The organism is Klebsiella sp. BIGb0407 (genome assembly GCF_024807845.1).
GTDB lineage: Bacteria > Pseudomonadota > Gammaproteobacteria > Enterobacterales > Enterobacteriaceae > JGM124.
Window position 1 is genome coordinate 98,964 of the sequence record NZ_JANUEQ010000007.1, and the last position, 17,587, is coordinate 116,550.

Genomic DNA, 17,587 nt, shown 5'->3' on the forward strand with positions numbered 1-17,587 from the left:
GATATAGTACCCTGACGCTGTTTGTTAACACAGTTGTAATGTGAGGTTAATCCCTTGAGTGACATGGCGAAAAACCTAATACTCTGGCTAGTCATTGCCGTCGTGCTAATGTCAGTTTTTCAGAGCTTTGGGCCCAGCGAGTCGAATAGCCGTAGAGTGGACTATTCCACTTTCTTGTCTGAAGTGAATCAGGACCAGGTTCGCGAAGTACGTATTAACGGGCGTGAAATCAACGTTACTTTGAAAGACAGTAACAAATACACGACATACATTCCCGTTAATGACCCTAAACTGCTTGATAACCTGTTGACCAAACAAGTGAAAGTAGTGGGTGAACCACCTGAAGAGCCTAGCTTACTGGCTTCTATCTTCATATCCTGGTTCCCGATGCTATTGCTGATAGGGGTTTGGATCTTCTTTATGCGCCAGATGCAGGGCGGCGGTGGCAAAGGTGCCATGTCGTTCGGTAAAAGTAAGGCGCGTATGCTTACAGAAGACCAGATCAAAACAACCTTTGCGGATGTCGCAGGTTGTGATGAAGCAAAAGAAGATGTCGTTGAACTGGTTGAGTTCCTGCGTGAACCAAGTCGCTTCCAGAAACTGGGCGGTAAGATTCCAAAAGGTGTGCTGATGGTAGGCCCACCGGGTACCGGTAAAACATTGCTGGCGAAGGCTATTGCCGGTGAAGCAAAAGTACCGTTCTTTACTATTTCTGGTTCTGACTTTGTTGAAATGTTCGTCGGTGTTGGTGCATCGCGCGTACGTGATATGTTTGAACAGGCTAAGAAAGCAGCACCTTGTATCATCTTTATCGATGAAATCGATGCTGTCGGTCGTCAACGTGGTGCTGGTTTAGGTGGTGGTCACGATGAGCGTGAGCAGACCTTGAACCAGATGCTGGTTGAGATGGATGGTTTCGAAGGCAACGAAGGGATCATCGTGATTGCGGCAACTAACCGTCCTGATGTTCTTGACCCAGCGTTACTGCGTCCGGGCCGTTTTGACCGTCAAGTTGTGGTTGGTCTGCCAGATGTTCGTGGCCGTGAGCAAATTCTGAAAGTGCATATGCGTCGTGTGCCTCTGGCAACCGATATTGATGCAGCAATTATTGCTCGTGGTACGCCAGGCTTCTCAGGTGCTGATTTGGCTAACCTGGTCAACGAAGCAGCGCTGTTTGCAGCCCGTACTAATAAACGTGTTGTATCGATGGTTGAGTTTGAAAAAGCGAAAGACAAAATCATGATGGGTGCGGAACGTCGCTCTCTGGTGATGACGGAAGCGCAAAAAGAATCAACCGCGTATCATGAAGCAGGACATGCGATTATTGGTCGTCTGGTACCTGAACACGATCCGGTACATAAAGTGACTATCATTCCACGTGGTCGTGCACTTGGCGTTACCTTCTTCCTGCCTGAAGGCGACGCGATTAGCGCCAGCCGTCAGAAACTGGAAAGTCAGATCTCCACGCTTTACGGTGGTCGTCTGGCAGAAGAAATTATTTACGGTGTAGAAAAAGTTTCTACCGGGGCGTCTAACGATATTAAAGTTGCGACTAACCTGGCACGTAACATGGTCACCCAATGGGGCTTCTCCGACAAACTCGGTCCGCTGCTGTACGCGGAAGAAGATGGTGAAGTATTCCTGGGCCGTTCTGTTGCTAAAGCGAAACACATGTCTGATGAAACTGCGCGTATCATCGACCAGGAAGTGAAGTTATTGGTTGAGCGCAACTATGCTCGTGCTCGCCAGCTTCTGAACGAAAATATGGACATTCTTCATGCAATGAAAGATGCATTAATGAAGTATGAAACCATTGATGCTCCGCAGATTGACGACTTAATGTCTCGTCGTGAAGTGCGTATGCCAGCAGGCTGGGATGATGATTCCAGAACTAAAGGTAACTCTGGTAACAACAATGCCACGCCAAGTGCACCGAGTGCAGTTAGCCCGGCTGAGAAACCAGATGCACCTGACTCAGAAAAAACACTCTGAGTAACGGCTAGCAACTATCACAAAGCTCTCTTGTGATAAAAACCCGGGATAAATTCCCGGGTTTTTTATTGCCTGAAAATCGCCATTTTCAGCGTTTCTCCCTATCCGGCAACTGTCTGGCTATCACCTTAAGCGCACCAAATTAACTTAAGTGCAACGACGAAAGTGTAAAAGCGGTGTAACATCTGCGCTATCCTTATATCGAAAACTGATAGCATAGCCCCAAAGTTGATTCGTTTTAGTGACTTATCAAACAGGAAACCGGGAGTATCAATTACCTGTGTTTCGGCTCAGGCTATAAAATATGGACAACAACCACATGTTATTACGTGCGCAGGGCGCCACGCTTGATATGAATCATCCCCATGTTATGGGCATACTCAACGTGACCCCGGACTCTTTTTCCGATGGTGGTAAACACAACGCATTAATCGATGCGCTAAAACATGCAAACGCAATGATTAACGCTGGTGCGACTATTATTGATGTTGGCGGCGAGTCGACCCGCCCGGGTGCTGCAGAAGTCAGTCTCGATGAAGAGCTGTCCCGTGTGATTCCCGTTGTTGAGGCGCTGGCACAGCGTTTTGAAGTTTGGATCTCGGTGGATACCTCACAGGGCGAAGTAATGAAAGAGTCGGCTCGAGTCGGCGCTCATATCATCAATGATATTCGTTCGTTGCAGATGCCTGGAGCCTTAGAAGCGGCCGCCGAAACCTGCCTGCCGGTTTGCCTGATGCATATGCAGGGTGAGCCCAGAACCATGCAGCAAACTCCCCACTACGATGATGTTTTTGCTGATGTGAATCGTTTTTTTATTGAACATATTGCTCGTTGTGAAGCGGCTGGTATTACAAAAGATAAATTGTTGCTCGACCCGGGCTTTGGTTTCGGTAAAAATCTCACCCATAACTACCAGTTACTGGCCCGTCTGTCTGAATTCCATTGCTATGACCTGCCTCTGCTGGTCGGTATGTCGCGCAAATCAATGGTCGGCCAGTTATTAAATGTCGGTCCTGAACACCGTCTGAGTGGAAGCCTGGCTTGCGCAGTTATTGCTGCAATGCAAGGGGCGCACATCATACGTGTTCATGATGTCAAAGAGACTGTAGACGCAATCCGTGTGGTTGAAGCCACCCTTTCAGCGAAGGAAAATAGTCGTTATGAGTAGCCGTAAATATTTTGGTACTGATGGTATTCGTGGCCGTGTTGGTGAAGCTCCTATCACGCCTGATTTTATGTTGAAACTGGGATGGGCAGCAGGAAAAGTTCTCGCTCGCCATGGCTCACGTAAAATTATTATTGGTAAAGATACGCGTATTTCCGGTTATATGCTTGAGTCTGCGCTGGAAGCAGGCCTTGCTGCCGCTGGCTTATCAGCGTCATTCACCGGACCTATGCCGACACCAGCAATTGCATACTTAACCCGTGCCTTCCGTGCTGAAGCTGGGATTGTTATTTCTGCCTCTCACAACCCTTTCTACGATAACGGTATTAAATTCTTCTCCATTGACGGGACTAAATTACCGGATGCGGTTGAAGAAGCTATCGAAGCTGAAATGGAAAAAGAGCTGACCTGTGTTGACTCCACTCAACTGGGCAAGGCGAGCCGCATAGTTGATGCTGCCGGGCGTTATATTGAATTCTGTAAAGGGACTTTCCCTAACGAACTCAGCCTGAATGAGCTGAAAGTGGTGGTTGACTGTGCTAACGGTGCAACTTATCACATTGCTCCAAATGTTCTGCGTGAGCTGGGTGCGAATGTTATCGCTGTCGGCTGCGAACCAAACGGTCTGAACATTAACGAAAAATGCGGCGCGACCGACGTAGAAATGCTTCAGGCACGCGTTCTGGCAGAGAAAGCGCATCTGGGTATTGCGCTGGATGGTGATGGCGACCGTATCATCATGGTTGATGAGCACGGTAATAAAGTCGATGGCGACCAAATCCTCTATATCATTGCTCGTGAGGCGCTACGTCAGGGTCAGTTACGCGGCGGTGTCGTCGGTACCCTGATGAGTAATATGGGGCTTGAAGTCGCTTTAAAAGAACTGGGTATTTCTTTTGCTCGTGCCAAAGTGGGCGACCGCTACGTACTGGAAAAACTGCAGGAGAAAGGCTGGCGTATTGGTGCTGAAAACTCAGGGCATATCATTTTGCTGGACAGCACCACCACCGGCGACGGCATTGTGGCAGGTTTGCAAGTACTCACCGCGATGATGCGTAATAACATGAGTTTGGGTGATTTGTGCAGCGGTATGAAGTTATTCCCTCAGGTGCTGGTGAATGTTCGTTTTGCTGCTGGATCGAGCGACCCACTGGAAAATGCAGAAGTGAAACGTATCACTGAGGAAGTTGAACAGAAACTCGGTCGTCGTGGACGGGTGCTGTTGCGTAAGTCAGGTACCGAGCCGTTAATCCGTGTCATGGTTGAAGGTGAAGATGAAGCTCAGGTTACTGAATTTGCACATCGTATTGCAGATGCGGTAAAAGCAGTCTGATTGATACTTTTATGACAAACCGGTCAGTATTTGTACCGGTTTGTCTGACCAAAGTCAGTAATTTGGTGTTTTTTTCCGCAGTCAGTGCAATGTTAATAAATTGCCCTTGCGCAGCACTATGACTTTGGTTAGTATTCTCACCCGCTTCACCGGGTAATGAAAAAGGTATCCGCTTTACTGATTTGAAGCAATTTGCGCGCGGTAAACCCGCAAGGAACAGGTTGATTATGTACGAAGCTCTTTTGGTTATCTTCCTTATTGTAGCATTAGGTCTTGTAGGTCTGATTATGTTGCAGCAGGGTAAAGGCGCTGATATGGGAGCCTCTTTTGGAGCAGGCGCTTCCGCTACATTATTCGGCTCAAACGGCTCAGGTAATTTCATGACCCGTATGACCGGTATTTTAGGGACGTTGTTCTTCATACTCAGTCTGGTTCTCGGTAATCTGAGCGCTAACAAATCAGGATCGGGAAGCGAGTGGGATAATTTGAGTCAGCCAGCGCAAACTGAGCAGACTGCACCTGCGGCATCTACCATGCCAAGCAGTGATATCCCGCAGTAAGAAAAAATACGGTAATAAAGACGTATCGTATTTTCAGAGTGCCGTGGTGGTGGAATTGGTAGACACGCTACCTTGAGGTGGTAGTGCCCGATTGGGCTTACGGGTTCAAGTCCCGTCCTCGGTACCAACAAGTCTTAGCATCTCTTGCTTTTATAGCAATACTGGCGTAATATTTGCCACGTTTCGGACGCGGGGTGGAGCAGCCTGGTAGCTCGTCGGGCTCATAACCCGAAGGTCGTCGGTTCAAATCCGGCCCCCGCAACCACTTTCCCTGAGAATTATTTTTCAAATATCCTGTGAACATCTTTGATGCCTTCGCGAAAAATTTAGAAAAAAGTTCTCCTGGACAGTGTCCGGGCCGCCTATGGCGGTATACAGGGTTCAGTTATCTAAAGCCCCGATTTATCGGGGTTTTTTGTTATCTGATTTCAGAATAACTGGGCTTTATGCCCTTTTTTTATGTCTTGGGGGTGGGCTTGTCCACATTAGAGCAAAAATTAACAGAGATGATTTCGGCACCTGTCGAGGCGCTAGGTTACGAATTAGTTGGTATTGAGTTTATTCGTGCTCGCCAATCAACGCTGCGTATCTATATTGATAGTGAAGATGGCATCAATGTTGATGATTGTGCTGATGTCAGTCATCAAGTCAGTGCGGTTTTCGACGTTGAAGACCCAATTACTGTCGCCTACAACCTAGAAGTATCCTCACCAGGTCTTGACCGTCCGTTATTTAACGCAGAACACTACCAGCGCTTTAGTGGCGAAGAGGTCGTTGTTGTATTGCGTATGGCCGTACAGAACCGCCGTAAATGGTCTGGTATCATTAAATCTGTAGACGGTGAAATGATTACGATTACGGTCGAAGGTAAAGACGAAGTGTTCGCCCTGAGTAATATCCAGAAAGCGAACCTGGTACCCCACTTTTAATAGTTTGGATTGAGGTGAAAACCCAGGATGAACAAAGAAATTTTGGCTGTTGTTGAGGCCGTTTCCAACGAAAAATCTTTACCGCGTGAAAAGATCTTTGAAGCGCTGGAAAGTGCGCTGGCAACAGCGACGAAGAAAAAATATGAGCAAGAGATTGAAGTTCGTGTCAGCATTGATCGCAAAAGCGGCGATTTTGACACCTTCCGTCGTTGGTTAGTGGTTGAAGAAGTCACTTTACCTACGCGTGAAATCACTCTTGAAGCGGCCCGTTTTGAAGACCCTGCTTTTAACCCAGGTGATTATGTCGAAGATCAGATTGAGTCTGTTACCTTTGACCGTATTACCACGCAGACTGCAAAACAGGTTATCGTACAAAAAGTACGTGAAGCTGAACGCGCGATGGTTGTGGATCAATTCCGCGAGCATGAAGGTGAGATAATCACCGGTGTCGTGAAAAAAGTGAATCGTGACAATATCGCTCTCGATTTGGGTAATAACGCAGAAGCGGTTATCCTACGTGAAGATATGTTGCCGCGTGAGAACTTCCGTCCGGGTGACCGTATCCGTGGTGTACTCTATGCAGTACGTCCGGAAGCGCGTGGCGCTCAGCTGTTTGTCAGCCGTTCTAAACCAGAAATGCTGATCGAACTGTTCCGTATCGAAGTGCCAGAAATTGGCGAAGAAGTTATTGAGATCAAAGCCGCTGCACGCGATCCTGGCTCACGAGCAAAAATTGCTGTGAAGACCAACGATAAGCGTATCGATCCAGTCGGTGCCTGTGTGGGTATGCGTGGTGCACGTGTTCAGGCTGTTTCTACTGAGCTGGCTGGTGAACGTATTGATATCGTGCTGTGGGATGATAATCCAGCGCAGTTTGTTATCAATGCAATGGCTCCGGCTGATGTTGCCTCTATCGTGGTTGATGAAGATAAACACACGATGGATATCGCAGTAGAAGCGGGTAACCTGGCACAGGCAATTGGTCGTAATGGCCAGAACGTTCGCCTGGCTGCACAGCTTAGCGGCTGGGAACTCAACGTGATGACCGTTGATGATTTACAGGCTAAACATCAGGCTGAAGCACATGCTGCGATTGATATTTTCACCAAATACCTCGATATTGATGAAGATTTCGCCACAGTATTAGTCGAAGAAGGTTTTGCAACACTCGAAGAACTGGCCTACGTACCGGTTAAAGAGTTGCTGGAAATCGACGGCCTTGATGAAGATACTGTAGAAGCATTACGCGATCGCGCTAAAAACGCACTCACGACAATCGCATTGGCTCAGGAAGAATCTTTAGGCGATCAGAAACCTGCTGAAGACTTACTGGGTCTTGATGGAATGGATCGCACGCTGGCATTTAAATTGGCTGCACGTGGTGTTATCACGCTGGAAGACCTTGCTGAGCAAGGTGTTGACGACCTGTCAGATATCGAAGGCTTGACGAATGAGAGAGCCGGTGAATTGATTATGGCAGCGCGCAACATTTGCTGGTTTGGCGGCGAAGCGTAATAAACTGTAGCAGGAAGGAGCAGCATGACAGATGTAACCGTAAAAGCGCTGGCCACAGAGATTCAGACCTCCGTTGACCGCCTGGTACAGCAATTTGCTGATGCAGGGATCCCGAAGTCAGCTGATGACTCTGTTTCCGCGCAAGAGAAACAAACACTCCTGGCTCATTTGAACAGTGAACATGGTTCAGCGCCAGACAAGTTAACGTTACAGCGTAAAACACGTAGTACATTAAATATTCCAGGTACCGGTGGGAAAAGTAAGTCGGTACAAATCGAAGTCCGTAAGAAGCGCACCTTTGTAAAACGTGACCCGCAAGAGGCTGAACGTCTTGCCGCGGAAGAACAGGCGCAGCGTGAAGCGGAAGAGCAAGCCCGTCGTGAGGCAGAGGAAGCTGCCAAACTTGTGGCACAAGAAAAAGCTAAGCGTGATGCTGAAGAACAAGCCAGGCGCGAAGTCGCTGAGAAAGCGAAACGTGTAGCTGCGGAAAAAGATAAAGTGACTCATCAACAATCAGACGATATGACTAAAACCGCCCAAGCCGATAAAGCCCGCCGTGAAGCAGAAGCTGCTGAACTGAAACGTAAAGCAGAAGAAGAAGCACGCCGTAAACTGGAAGAAGATGCCCGCCGTGTAGCTGAAGAAGCTCGCAAAATGGCTGAAGCAAATGCCGGTGTCTGGGCTGAACAAGAAAAAGAAAAAGTAGAAGATGATAAGTCTGACTATCATGTCACGACTTCTCAGCATGCTCGCCAGGCTGAAGACGAAAACGACCGTGAAGTTGAAGCCGGACGTAACTCTCGCACCCGTACTGCAGCTAAAGCTCCGCGTCAGAAAAAAGCCGGTGGTAAACACGGTGAGTCTAAAGCTGATCGCGAAGAAGCGCGTGCAGCGGTTCGTGGCGGTAAAGGTAAGCGTAAGCCAAGTTCTCTGCAGCAGAGCTTTAACAAGCCTGCTCAGGCCGTTAACCGTGATGTTGTGATCGGTGAAACAGTTACTGTTGCTGAACTGGCAAACAAAATGGCTGTTAAAGGTTCACAGGTCATCAAAGCGATGATGAAACTGGGTGCCATGGCGACCATTAACCAGGTTATCGATCAGGAAACAGCACAGCTGGTTGCTGAAGAGATGGGCCACAAAGTTATTCTGCGTCGTGAAAACGAACTGGAAGAAGCGGTCATGAGCGACCGTGATACCGGTGCTGCGTCAGAATCTCGTGCTCCAGTCGTTACCATCATGGGTCACGTAGACCACGGTAAAACCTCACTGCTTGACTACATTCGTTCAACTAAAGTTGCGTCTGGCGAAGCGGGTGGTATTACTCAGCATATCGGTGCTTACCACGTCGAAACTGACAATGGCATGATCACCTTCCTGGATACTCCGGGACACGCCGCGTTCACCTCAATGCGTGCTCGTGGTGCTCAGGCTACGGATATCGTTGTTCTGGTCGTTGCAGCAGACGATGGCGTGATGCCTCAGACTATCGAAGCTATTCAGCACGCAAAAGCGGCCCAGGTGCCGGTTGTTGTTGCTGTAAACAAAATCGATAAGCCAGAAGCAGACCCGGATCGCGTTAAAACTGAACTGTCTCAGTACGGCATTATGCCGGAAGAGTGGGGCGGTGAAAGCCAGTTCGTTCATGTATCAGCGAAAGCCGGTACCGGTATCGACGACCTGCTTGATGCTATCCTGCTGCAATCTGAAGTTCTGGAACTGAAAGCAGTACGTGCAGGTATGGCAAGCGGCGTTGTTATCGAGTCTTACCTCGATAAAGGTCGTGGCCCGGTTGCAACTGTACTGGTTCGTGAAGGTACGCTGAACAAGGGTGATATTGTTCTGTGTGGCTTTGAGTATGGCCGCGTGCGTGCTATGCGTGATGAACTGGGACATGAAGTTACCGAAGCAGGCCCTTCGATTCCAGTAGAGATCCTCGGCCTGTCCGGTGTTCCTGCTGCGGGTGACGAAGTGACCGTCGTACGTGACGAGAAAAAAGCACGTGAAGTTGCACTGTATCGTCAGGGCAAATTCCGTGACGTTAAACTGGCACGCCAGCAGAAGTCTAAACTGGAAAACATGTTCGCTAACATGACTGAAGGCGAAGTGTCTGAAGTGAATATCGTGCTGAAAGCGGATGTTCAGGGCTCTGTGGAAGCGATTAGTGATTCACTGCTGAAACTGTCAACCGACGAAGTAAAAGTTAAAATCATCGGTTCTGGTGTGGGTGGTATCACTGAAACGGATGCAACACTTGCTGCTGCTTCTAACGCTATCCTGGTTGGCTTTAACGTTCGTGCTGATGCGTCTGCTCGCCGTGTTATTGATGCTGAAAGCCTGGATCTGCGCTACTACTCTGTTATCTATCACTTGATTGACGAAGTGAAAGCGGCAATGAGCGGTATGCTGTCTCCAGAACTGAAACAGCAGATCCTCGGCCTGGCAGAAGTTCGTGATGTGTTTAAATCACCGAAATTTGGCGCCATCGCAGGTTGTATGGTTACTGAAGGTGTGGTTAAACGTCACAACCCAATCCGTGTTCTGCGCGACAACGTGGTTATCTATGAAGGCGAGCTGGAATCTCTGCGTCGCTTTAAAGACGATGCCGCCGAAGTTCGTAACGGCATGGAATGTGGTATCGGTGTGAAAAACTACAATGACGTTCGCGTAGGCGACGTGATTGAAGTCTTCGAAATCATCGAGATCAAGCGTATCATTTCCTGATAGGCGTACCACACTTATTATCAGGGGGGCCGAGTGCCCCCCGTTTTGTCTGGAGAAATTATTATGGCGAAAGAATTTGGTCGCCCACAGCGTGTTTCTCAGGAACTGCAGAAAGAAATTGCCATTATCCTGCAACGTGAGATTAAAGATCCGCGCCTCGGAATGATGACGACAGTTTCTGGTGTTGAGGTTTCTCGCGATCTGGCTTATGCCAAAGTATTCGTGACATTCCTGAATGATAAAGATGAAGATTCTGTGAAAGAAGGCATCAAGGTTTTGCATGATGCTTCTGGCTACATCCGTTCTCTGCTTGGAAAAGCGATGCGCTTGCGTATTGTTCCTGAATTGACCTTTGTCTACGATAACTCGTTGGTTGAAGGGATGAGAATGTCTAATCTGGTTTCTAATGTCATCCGTAATGATGATGAGCGTCGTGTAAACACGGACGACACCAAGGAGGATTGATGAGTCGTCCTCGTCGTCGTGGCCGTGATATACATGGCGTATTGTTGCTGGATAAGCCCCAGGGCTTGTCTTCTAACGATGCCTTGCAGAAAGTGAAGCGTCTTTATAACGCTAACCGTGCGGGGCATACTGGTGCGCTTGATCCTCTGGCGACCGGTATGCTGCCTATTTGCCTCGGAGAAGCGACAAAGTTTTCCCAATACCTGCTGGACTCTGATAAACGCTATCGTGTGATTGCGCGTCTTGGGCAGCGTACGGATACTTCTGATGCTGAAGGGCAAGTTGTTGAAGAGCGCGAAGTGAATTTTAGTGCAGAGCAGCTTGCGCTTGCACTTGAGTCATTCCGCGGCGAGACACAGCAAGTTCCTTCTATGTATTCAGCGCTGAAGTATCAGGGAAAACCGCTGTATGAATATGCCCGTCAGGGTATCAGTGTACCGCGAGAATCCCGTGCTATTATTGTTTATGAACTCTTGTTCTTGCGTCATGAAGGTAATGAACTGGAACTGGAAATTCACTGCTCTAAAGGCACATATATTCGTACCATCATTGACGATCTTGGCGAGAAGCTGGGATGTGGTGCGCATGTGACCTTCCTGCGTCGTCTGGCTGTCAGCAATTATCCTGTTGAACGTATGGTCACGCTGGAGCAACTTAATGCTCTGATTGCAGAAGCTGAAGCTCAGGACATTGCGCCTGCCAGTCTGTTGGATCCACTATTGATGCCAATGGATAGCCCGGCAGCTGACTTCCCTATAGTGAACCTCCTGTCAGAGGTTGCAGTCTGGTTTAAGAATGGCCAGCCTGTTCGTGTTACCGGAGCCCCACAAGAAGGTTTGGTACGCGTCACCGAAGGAAGCGAGCGAAAATTTATTGGCATGGCAGAAATCCTTGATGACGGGCGTGTTGCGCCGCGTCGTCTGGTAGTTGAATACCCTGTCTGAATCCGCACCAGCTTGCGATCGGTGGTCGCGACAGGTAAAATAACGCGGCTTACTGCCGGGTAAGTATTTTTTCTTTCCTGGCAGGTACTGTGGTTGCTGAATTAGAGATCGGCACCCTCTTTTTTTATCTATAATTCTGGAGTTAAAAATGTCTCTAAGCGTTGAAGCTAAAGCTAAAATTGTTGCTGAATTTGGTCGTGGTACTAACGACAGCGGTTCTACCGAAGTTCAGGTTGCACTGCTGACCGCACAGATTAACCATCTGCAAGGTCACTTTTCAGAGCATAAAAAAGATCACCACAGCCGTCGTGGTCTGCTGCGCATGGTTTCTCAGCGTCGTAAACTGCTCGACTACCTGAAACGTAAAGATGTTGCTCGTTATACTGACCTCATCGCTCGTTTAGGCCTGCGTCGCTAGTTTTTGCGAGTTTCATAAAAGGGGCCTACGAGGCCCCTTTTTTCAACCGGAACCAAGCAATTCGGTTGAAACTGCTGTATCGTTGCTAAATGTGATCTTTATTGCAGAGATTCGCGCGGCTAATGAGAAGCTTTACTCACAGAACAGGGTGAGGATTGTCATTAGTCGCGAGGGTGTAATGAAGGTCGGGTATTAACGGTAGTACGTCAATACGTACACCTGCATGATTAAGGATATTATTTTGCTGAATCCGATTGTTCGTAAATTCCAGTATGGTCAGCATACCGTCACCTTAGAGACCGGTATGATGGCTCGTCAGGCGACTGCTGCCGTTATGGTCAGCATGGATGACACCGCGGTATTAGTGACTGTTGTTGGTAAGAAAACAGCTAAACCAGGTCAAGATTTCTTCCCACTGACAGTAAACTACCAGGAACGTACTTACGCTGCTGGCCGCATCCCGGGAAGTTTCTTCCGTCGTGAAGGTCGTCCAAGCGAAGGCGAAACGTTGATTTCTCGTCTGATTGACCGTCCGGTACGTCCACTGTTCCCGGAAGGCTTTGTTAACGAAGTTCAGCTTATTGCGACCGTGGTTTCCGTAAACCCACAGGTTAACCCTGATATCGTTGCGATGATTGGTGCTTCTGCGGCTCTGAGCCTGTCAGGTCTGCCATTCAATGGCCCAATCGGTGCCGCTCGCGTTGGTTTCCTCAACGGCCAGTACTTACTGAACCCGACTTCAGATGAACTGAAAGAGTCTAAACTGGACCTGGTTGTTGCTGGTACTACTGGTGCAGTACTGATGGTTGAGTCAGAAGCTGAACTGTTGAGCGAAGATCAAATGCTGGGTGCCGTGGTCTTTGGTCACGAGCAACAGCAGGTTGTTATCGATAATATCAACGCACTGGTTGCTGAAGCAGGCAAACCACGTTGGGACTGGCAGCCAGAAGCGCCTAATGACGCTCTGAATGCACGCGTTGCTGCTCTGGCAGAATCTCGTCTGAGCGATGCTTATCTGGTGACTGATAAGCAAGAGCGTTATGAGCAAATTGGTGCGATTAAGTCTGACGTAACTGCCGCATTACAGGCAGAAGACGAGACTTTAGATGCCGCTGAAATCAGCGACATCCTGCACGCTATCGAGAAAAACGTTGTTCGTAGCCGTGTTCTGCGTGGCGAGCCGCGTATTGATGGCCGTGAAAAAGACATGATCCGTGGTCTGGATGTACGTACTGGCGTTCTGCCACGCGTTCACGGTTCAGCACTGTTTACTCGTGGCGAAACTCAGGCTCTGGTTGCTGCGACCCTAGGTACTGCGCGTGATGCACAGAACCTTGATGAGTTGATGGGTGAGCGTACTGATAGCTTCCTGTTCCACTACAACTTCCCTCCGTACTCTGTAGGCGAAACCGGTATGGTTGGTTCACCTAAGCGTCGTGAGATTGGTCACGGTCGTCTGGCTAAGCGTGGCGTACTGGCAGTAATGCCTGACGCAGCGACTTTCCCGTACACCGTACGTGTAGTTTCAGAAATTACTGAATCTAACGGTTCTTCTTCTATGGCTTCCGTATGTGGTGCATCATTAGCACTGATGGATGCAGGTGTGCCTATCAAAGCTGCCGTTGCGGGTATCGCGATGGGTCTGGTCAAAGAAGGCGATAACTTTGTTGTTCTGTCTGATATTCTGGGTGACGAAGATCACCTGGGTGATATGGACTTTAAAGTTGCCGGTAGCCGTGAAGGTATCTCTGCTCTGCAGATGGATATCAAAATCGAAGGTATCACCCGTGAAATCATGCATGCAGCACTGAACCAGGCTAAGGGTGCGCGTTTGCATATCCTGAGCGTGATGGAGCAGGCTATCAATGCACCGCGTGGCGATATTTCTGAATTTGCACCGCGCATCCATACAATTAAGATCAGTGTTGATAAGATCAAGGATATCATCGGTAAAGGCGGCGCGGTTATCCGTGCACTGACCGAAGAAACCGGTACCACGATTGAAATCGAAGATGACGGCACTGTGAAAATCGCTGCAACCGATAACGAGAAAGCGAAACATGCTATCCGTCGTATCGAAGAAATTACCGCAGAGATTGAAGTGGGTCGTATCTACAACGGTAAAGTCACCCGTATCGTTGATTTCGGTGCTTTCGTTGCGATTGGCGGCGGTAAAGAAGGTCTGGTTCATATTTCCCAGATTGCTGACAAACGCGTAGAGAAAGTGACTGATTATCTGCAAATGGGTCAGGAAGTACCGGTAAAAGTACTGGAAGTCGATCGTCAGGGCCGTGTTCGTTTAAGTATTAAAGAAGCCACTGAGCAATCTCCAGCTGAAACTGCCGCACCTGCTGCACCAGAAGCTGAGTAAGACTCACTGACAGTAGATAACGGTTTGTAACGGGGCAGGATGCCCCATTTTGCGAGCGGGGACCAGGATGTTCACCATTTGTTGTCTTCAGGAGTAGGTCATGAAGCCTTTTTTGCGCTGGTGTTTTGTTGCTACAGCTATCACACTGGCAGGATGCAGCAACAATTCTGCATGGCGTAAAAACGAGGTTCTCGCAGTACCGTTACAACCGTCATTGCAGCAAGAAGTCATCCTGGCGAGAATGGAACAGATTCTTGCCAGCCGTGCTTTAACGGATGATGAACGCGCACAGCTTTTATATGAGCGCGGAGTGTTGTATGATAGTCTAGGTTTGCGAGCACTTGCGCGGAATGATTTCTCACAAGCGCTGGCAATCCGACCTGATATGCCTGAAGTATTCAATTACTTAGGCATATATTTAACGCAGGCAGGCAATTTTGACGCCGCCTATGAAGCGTTTGATTCTGTACTTGAGCTTGATCCAACTTACAACTATGCGCGTTTGAATCGTGGTATCGCCCTCTATTACGGTGGTCGTTATCGCTTAGCGCAAGATGATCTGCAGGCGTTTTATCAAGACGATCCCAACGATCCATTCCGTAGTCTGTGGCTCTACATTGCTGAAAGCAGTGTAGATGAAAAACAGGCCAAAGAGGCGTTACAACAGCGCCTGGAAGAATCGGATAAAGAGCAATGGGGATGGAACATTGTCGAGTTCTATCTGGGCAACATTAGTGAAGTCACGCTAATGGAAAGGCTTCAGATGAACGCAACGGATAACACTTCGCTCGCTGAGCATCTCAGTGAAACCAACTTCTATTTAGGTAAGTACTACCTAAGTCTGGGGGAAAAGGACAGCGCCACGGCACTGTTCAAGTTAGCGGTAGCTAACAACGTACATAATTACGTTGAGCATCGTTATGCATTGTTGGAATTAGCGCTCTTGGGCCAGGAGCAAGACGACCTGGCAGAATCGGACCAGCAATAGCTGACGTACAACGACAGCCCATAAACTTTTGTTAAAGTCATCATCTTAACGGGTGAGGGCGTTTTTGTTCGTCAATCAATCAAATTTGAGCCGGTTCACACTTTTCAATGAAAATTGCTGTTAAATTTCAAGATGAGTTATGTAGACTGGCCGCCATTACTGAGGCACATGTACTACATGACTGAATTAAATACTACTTTCTCCGATCTCGGATTGAAATCTTCTATTATTGATGCACTGAACGATCTGGGTTACGAAAAACCTTCCCCTATTCAGGCGGAATGTATCCCTCATCTGTTGGGTGGTCGCGATGTTCTGGGTATGGCCCAGACCGGGAGTGGTAAAACCGCTGCGTTTTCCGTTCCTTTACTGAATAACCTTGATGCTGCAATTAAAGCACCACAGATTCTGGTGCTGGCGCCAACGCGTGAGCTGGCAGTGCAGGTTGCTGAAGCAATGACTAGCTTCTCCAAGCACATGCAAGGCGTTAACGTTGTTGCTCTGTACGGTGGTCAGCGTTATGACGTGCAGCTGCGTGCTCTGCGTCAGGGACCACAAATTGTTGTCGGAACACCTGGTCGTCTGCTGGATCACCTGAAGCGTGGGACCCTTAACCTGTCCAGCCTGAAAGGTCTGGTTCTGGACGAAGCTGATGAAATGTTGCGTATGGGCTTCATCGAAGACGTTGAAACCATTATGGCGCAGATCCCTGCTGAGCATCAGACAGCATTGTTCTCTGCAACTATGCCAGAAGCGATTCGTCGTATTACCCGTCGTTTCATGAAAGATCCACAGGAAGTTCGCATCCAGTCAAGCATCACTACGCGCCCGGATATCAGCCAGAGTTACTGGTCTGTTCACGGTATGCGTAAGAATGAAGCTCTGGTACGTTTCCTGGAAGCTGAAGATTTTGATGCTGCGATTATTTTCGTACGTACCAAAAATGCGACGCTGGAAGTGGCTGAAGCACTTGAGGCGAGCGGTTATAACAGCGCAGCGCTGAATGGCGATATGAACCAGGCGTTACGTGAACAAACTCTGGAACGTCTGAAAGATGGTCGCCTGGATATTCTGATTGCGACCGATGTTGCTGCACGTGGTCTGGATGTTGAGCGTATTAGCCTGGTCGTTAACTACGACATTCCGATGGACTCAGAATCTTACGTTCACCGTATTGGCCGTACTGGTCGTGCGGGTCGTGCGGGTCGCGCTTTACTGTTTGTTGAAAACCGTGAGCGTCGTCTGCTGCGTAACATTGAACGCATCATGAAACTGACCATCCCTGAAGCAGAGCTGCCAAATGCAGAGTTGCTCGGTGAGCGTCGTCTGGCTAAATTTGCCGCTAAAGTACAGCAACAGCTGGAAAGCAGTGATTTAGACAAGTACCGTGCGCTGTTGTCTAAAATACAGCCAAGTGAAGATGAGCTGGATATTGAAACCCTGGCTGCTGCTTTACTGAAAATGGCACAAGGTGAACGTCCTCTGATCGTTCCGGCTGATGCGCCAATGCGTCCACGTCGTGAATTCCGTGAGCGCGATGAGCGTTTTGAACGTCCTGAGCGTAGCTCACGTGATCGTTCTGAGCGTAGCCCACGCGGTGAGCGTTCTGAACGTCCTGCTGGCGCTGAAGGTGCTCCGCGCCGTGAGCGTCGTGAAGCAGGCGATATGGAACTGTATCGTATTGAAGTTGGCCGTGATGATGGTGTTGAAGTTCGTCATATTGTTGGTGCTATTGCCAACGAAGGCGATATCAGCAGCCGTTATATCGGTAACATCAAACTGTTTGCATCACACTCCACTATTGAGCTGCCGAAAGGTATGCCAGGTGAAGTTCTGCAGCACTTTACCCGCACTCGTATTCTCAATAAACCGATGAATATGCAGCTGATGGGTGATGCTCAACCGCGTCCGGAGCGTTCAGGTGAACGCCGTGGCGGTGCTGGTGCCGGTCGTGGTTTCGGCGGTGAGCGTCGTGAAGGCGGTCGTGGCCCACGTCGTGAAGGAGCGGGTGCTGGTGCAGGTCGCTTTAGCGGTGAACGTCGTGAAGGTGCTCGCGGTCCTCGTCGTGAAGAGGGTGCTGCTGCAGCCCCACGTCGTCGTACTCCTGACGCATAAATAGACAGTAAACTGCTTCTTTTAGCTTAAGAAGCAGTCGAAAAGCCCTGACCTTAACCGGCAGGGCTTTT

Annotated in this window: 14 protein-coding genes and 2 tRNA genes; all 16 read left to right on the forward strand. The window is 48.9% G+C overall.

The window, feature by feature from the left end; genetic code table 11:
- Positions 1-63 precede the first annotated feature (63 nt).
- The 16 genes from ftsH to M2387_RS19150 all read left to right on the forward strand — a co-directional run bounded on the left by ftsH (position 64) and on the right by M2387_RS19150 (position 17,516).
- Complete coding sequence (gene ftsH, locus M2387_RS19075; protein ID WP_259051724.1) at positions 64-1,992, forward strand: ATP-dependent zinc metalloprotease FtsH; 1,929 nt, start codon at positions 64-66, stop codon at positions 1,990-1,992.
- 319 nt (positions 1,993-2,311) lie between these two features.
- Positions 2,312-3,160, forward strand: coding sequence for a dihydropteroate synthase (gene folP / locus M2387_RS19080; protein ID WP_259051990.1), 849 nt, complete (start codon positions 2,312-2,314; stop codon positions 3,158-3,160).
- The gene (glmM, locus tag M2387_RS19085; RefSeq protein ID WP_259051726.1) at positions 3,153-4,490 is read left to right on the forward strand and encodes a phosphoglucosamine mutase; all 1,338 of its coding nucleotides are present in this window, start codon (positions 3,153-3,155) and stop codon (positions 4,488-4,490) included. The genes folP and glmM overlap by 8 nt, the downstream gene beginning before the upstream one ends.
- Before the next feature lie 227 nt (positions 4,491-4,717).
- Complete coding sequence (secG, locus tag M2387_RS19090) at positions 4,718-5,050, forward strand: preprotein translocase subunit SecG (RefSeq protein ID WP_259051730.1); 333 nt, start codon at positions 4,718-4,720, stop codon at positions 5,048-5,050.
- A 40-nt stretch (positions 5,051-5,090) separates the two neighbouring features.
- Positions 5,091-5,177: transfer RNA gene (locus M2387_RS19095), tRNA-Leu, on the forward strand.
- A gap of 61 nt (positions 5,178-5,238) precedes the next feature.
- Positions 5,239-5,315: transfer RNA gene (locus M2387_RS19100), tRNA-Met, on the forward strand.
- Positions 5,316-5,526: 211 nt separating this feature from the next.
- Positions 5,527-5,979: a ribosome maturation factor RimP gene (gene rimP / locus M2387_RS19105; RefSeq protein ID WP_259051731.1), complete on the forward strand. Its 453-nt coding sequence runs from the start codon at positions 5,527-5,529 to the stop codon at positions 5,977-5,979.
- Positions 5,980-6,006: 27 nt separating this feature from the next.
- Positions 6,007-7,494: a transcription termination factor NusA gene (nusA, locus tag M2387_RS19110; RefSeq protein ID WP_259051732.1), complete on the forward strand. Its 1,488-nt coding sequence runs from the start codon at positions 6,007-6,009 to the stop codon at positions 7,492-7,494.
- Between the two features lie 24 nt (positions 7,495-7,518).
- Positions 7,519-10,215 carry a translation initiation factor IF-2 gene (infB, locus tag M2387_RS19115; protein ID WP_259051733.1) on the forward strand — a complete coding sequence of 899 codons (2,697 nt, stop codon included), beginning with the start codon at positions 7,519-7,521 and terminating at the stop codon, positions 10,213-10,215.
- 63 nt (positions 10,216-10,278) lie between these two features.
- Complete coding sequence (gene rbfA / locus M2387_RS19120; RefSeq protein ID WP_259051734.1) at positions 10,279-10,680, forward strand: 30S ribosome-binding factor RbfA; 402 nt, start codon at positions 10,279-10,281, stop codon at positions 10,678-10,680.
- Positions 10,680-11,624: a tRNA pseudouridine(55) synthase TruB gene (truB, locus tag M2387_RS19125; RefSeq protein WP_259051735.1), complete on the forward strand. Its 945-nt coding sequence runs from the start codon at positions 10,680-10,682 to the stop codon at positions 11,622-11,624. The genes rbfA and truB overlap by 1 nt, the downstream gene beginning before the upstream one ends.
- A gap of 148 nt (positions 11,625-11,772) precedes the next feature.
- The gene (rpsO, locus tag M2387_RS19130) at positions 11,773-12,042 is read left to right on the forward strand and encodes a 30S ribosomal protein S15 (RefSeq protein WP_211993323.1); all 270 of its coding nucleotides are present in this window, start codon (positions 11,773-11,775) and stop codon (positions 12,040-12,042) included.
- Positions 12,043-12,283: 241 nt separating this feature from the next.
- Positions 12,284-14,413: a polyribonucleotide nucleotidyltransferase gene (gene pnp / locus M2387_RS19135; RefSeq protein ID WP_259051737.1), complete on the forward strand. Its 2,130-nt coding sequence runs from the start codon at positions 12,284-12,286 to the stop codon at positions 14,411-14,413.
- Positions 14,414-14,513: 100 nt separating this feature from the next.
- Positions 14,514-15,401, forward strand: coding sequence for a lipoprotein NlpI (nlpI, locus tag M2387_RS19140; protein WP_259051740.1), 888 nt, complete (start codon positions 14,514-14,516; stop codon positions 15,399-15,401).
- Between the two features lie 107 nt (positions 15,402-15,508).
- The gene (yrbN, locus tag M2387_RS19145) at positions 15,509-15,586 is read left to right on the forward strand and encodes a protein YrbN (RefSeq protein ID WP_259051991.1); all 78 of its coding nucleotides are present in this window, start codon (positions 15,509-15,511) and stop codon (positions 15,584-15,586) included.
- The gene (locus tag M2387_RS19150) at positions 15,579-17,516 is read left to right on the forward strand and encodes a DEAD/DEAH family ATP-dependent RNA helicase (protein WP_259051742.1); all 1,938 of its coding nucleotides are present in this window, start codon (positions 15,579-15,581) and stop codon (positions 17,514-17,516) included. The genes yrbN and M2387_RS19150 overlap by 8 nt, the downstream gene beginning before the upstream one ends.
- Positions 17,517-17,587 lie beyond the last annotated feature (71 nt).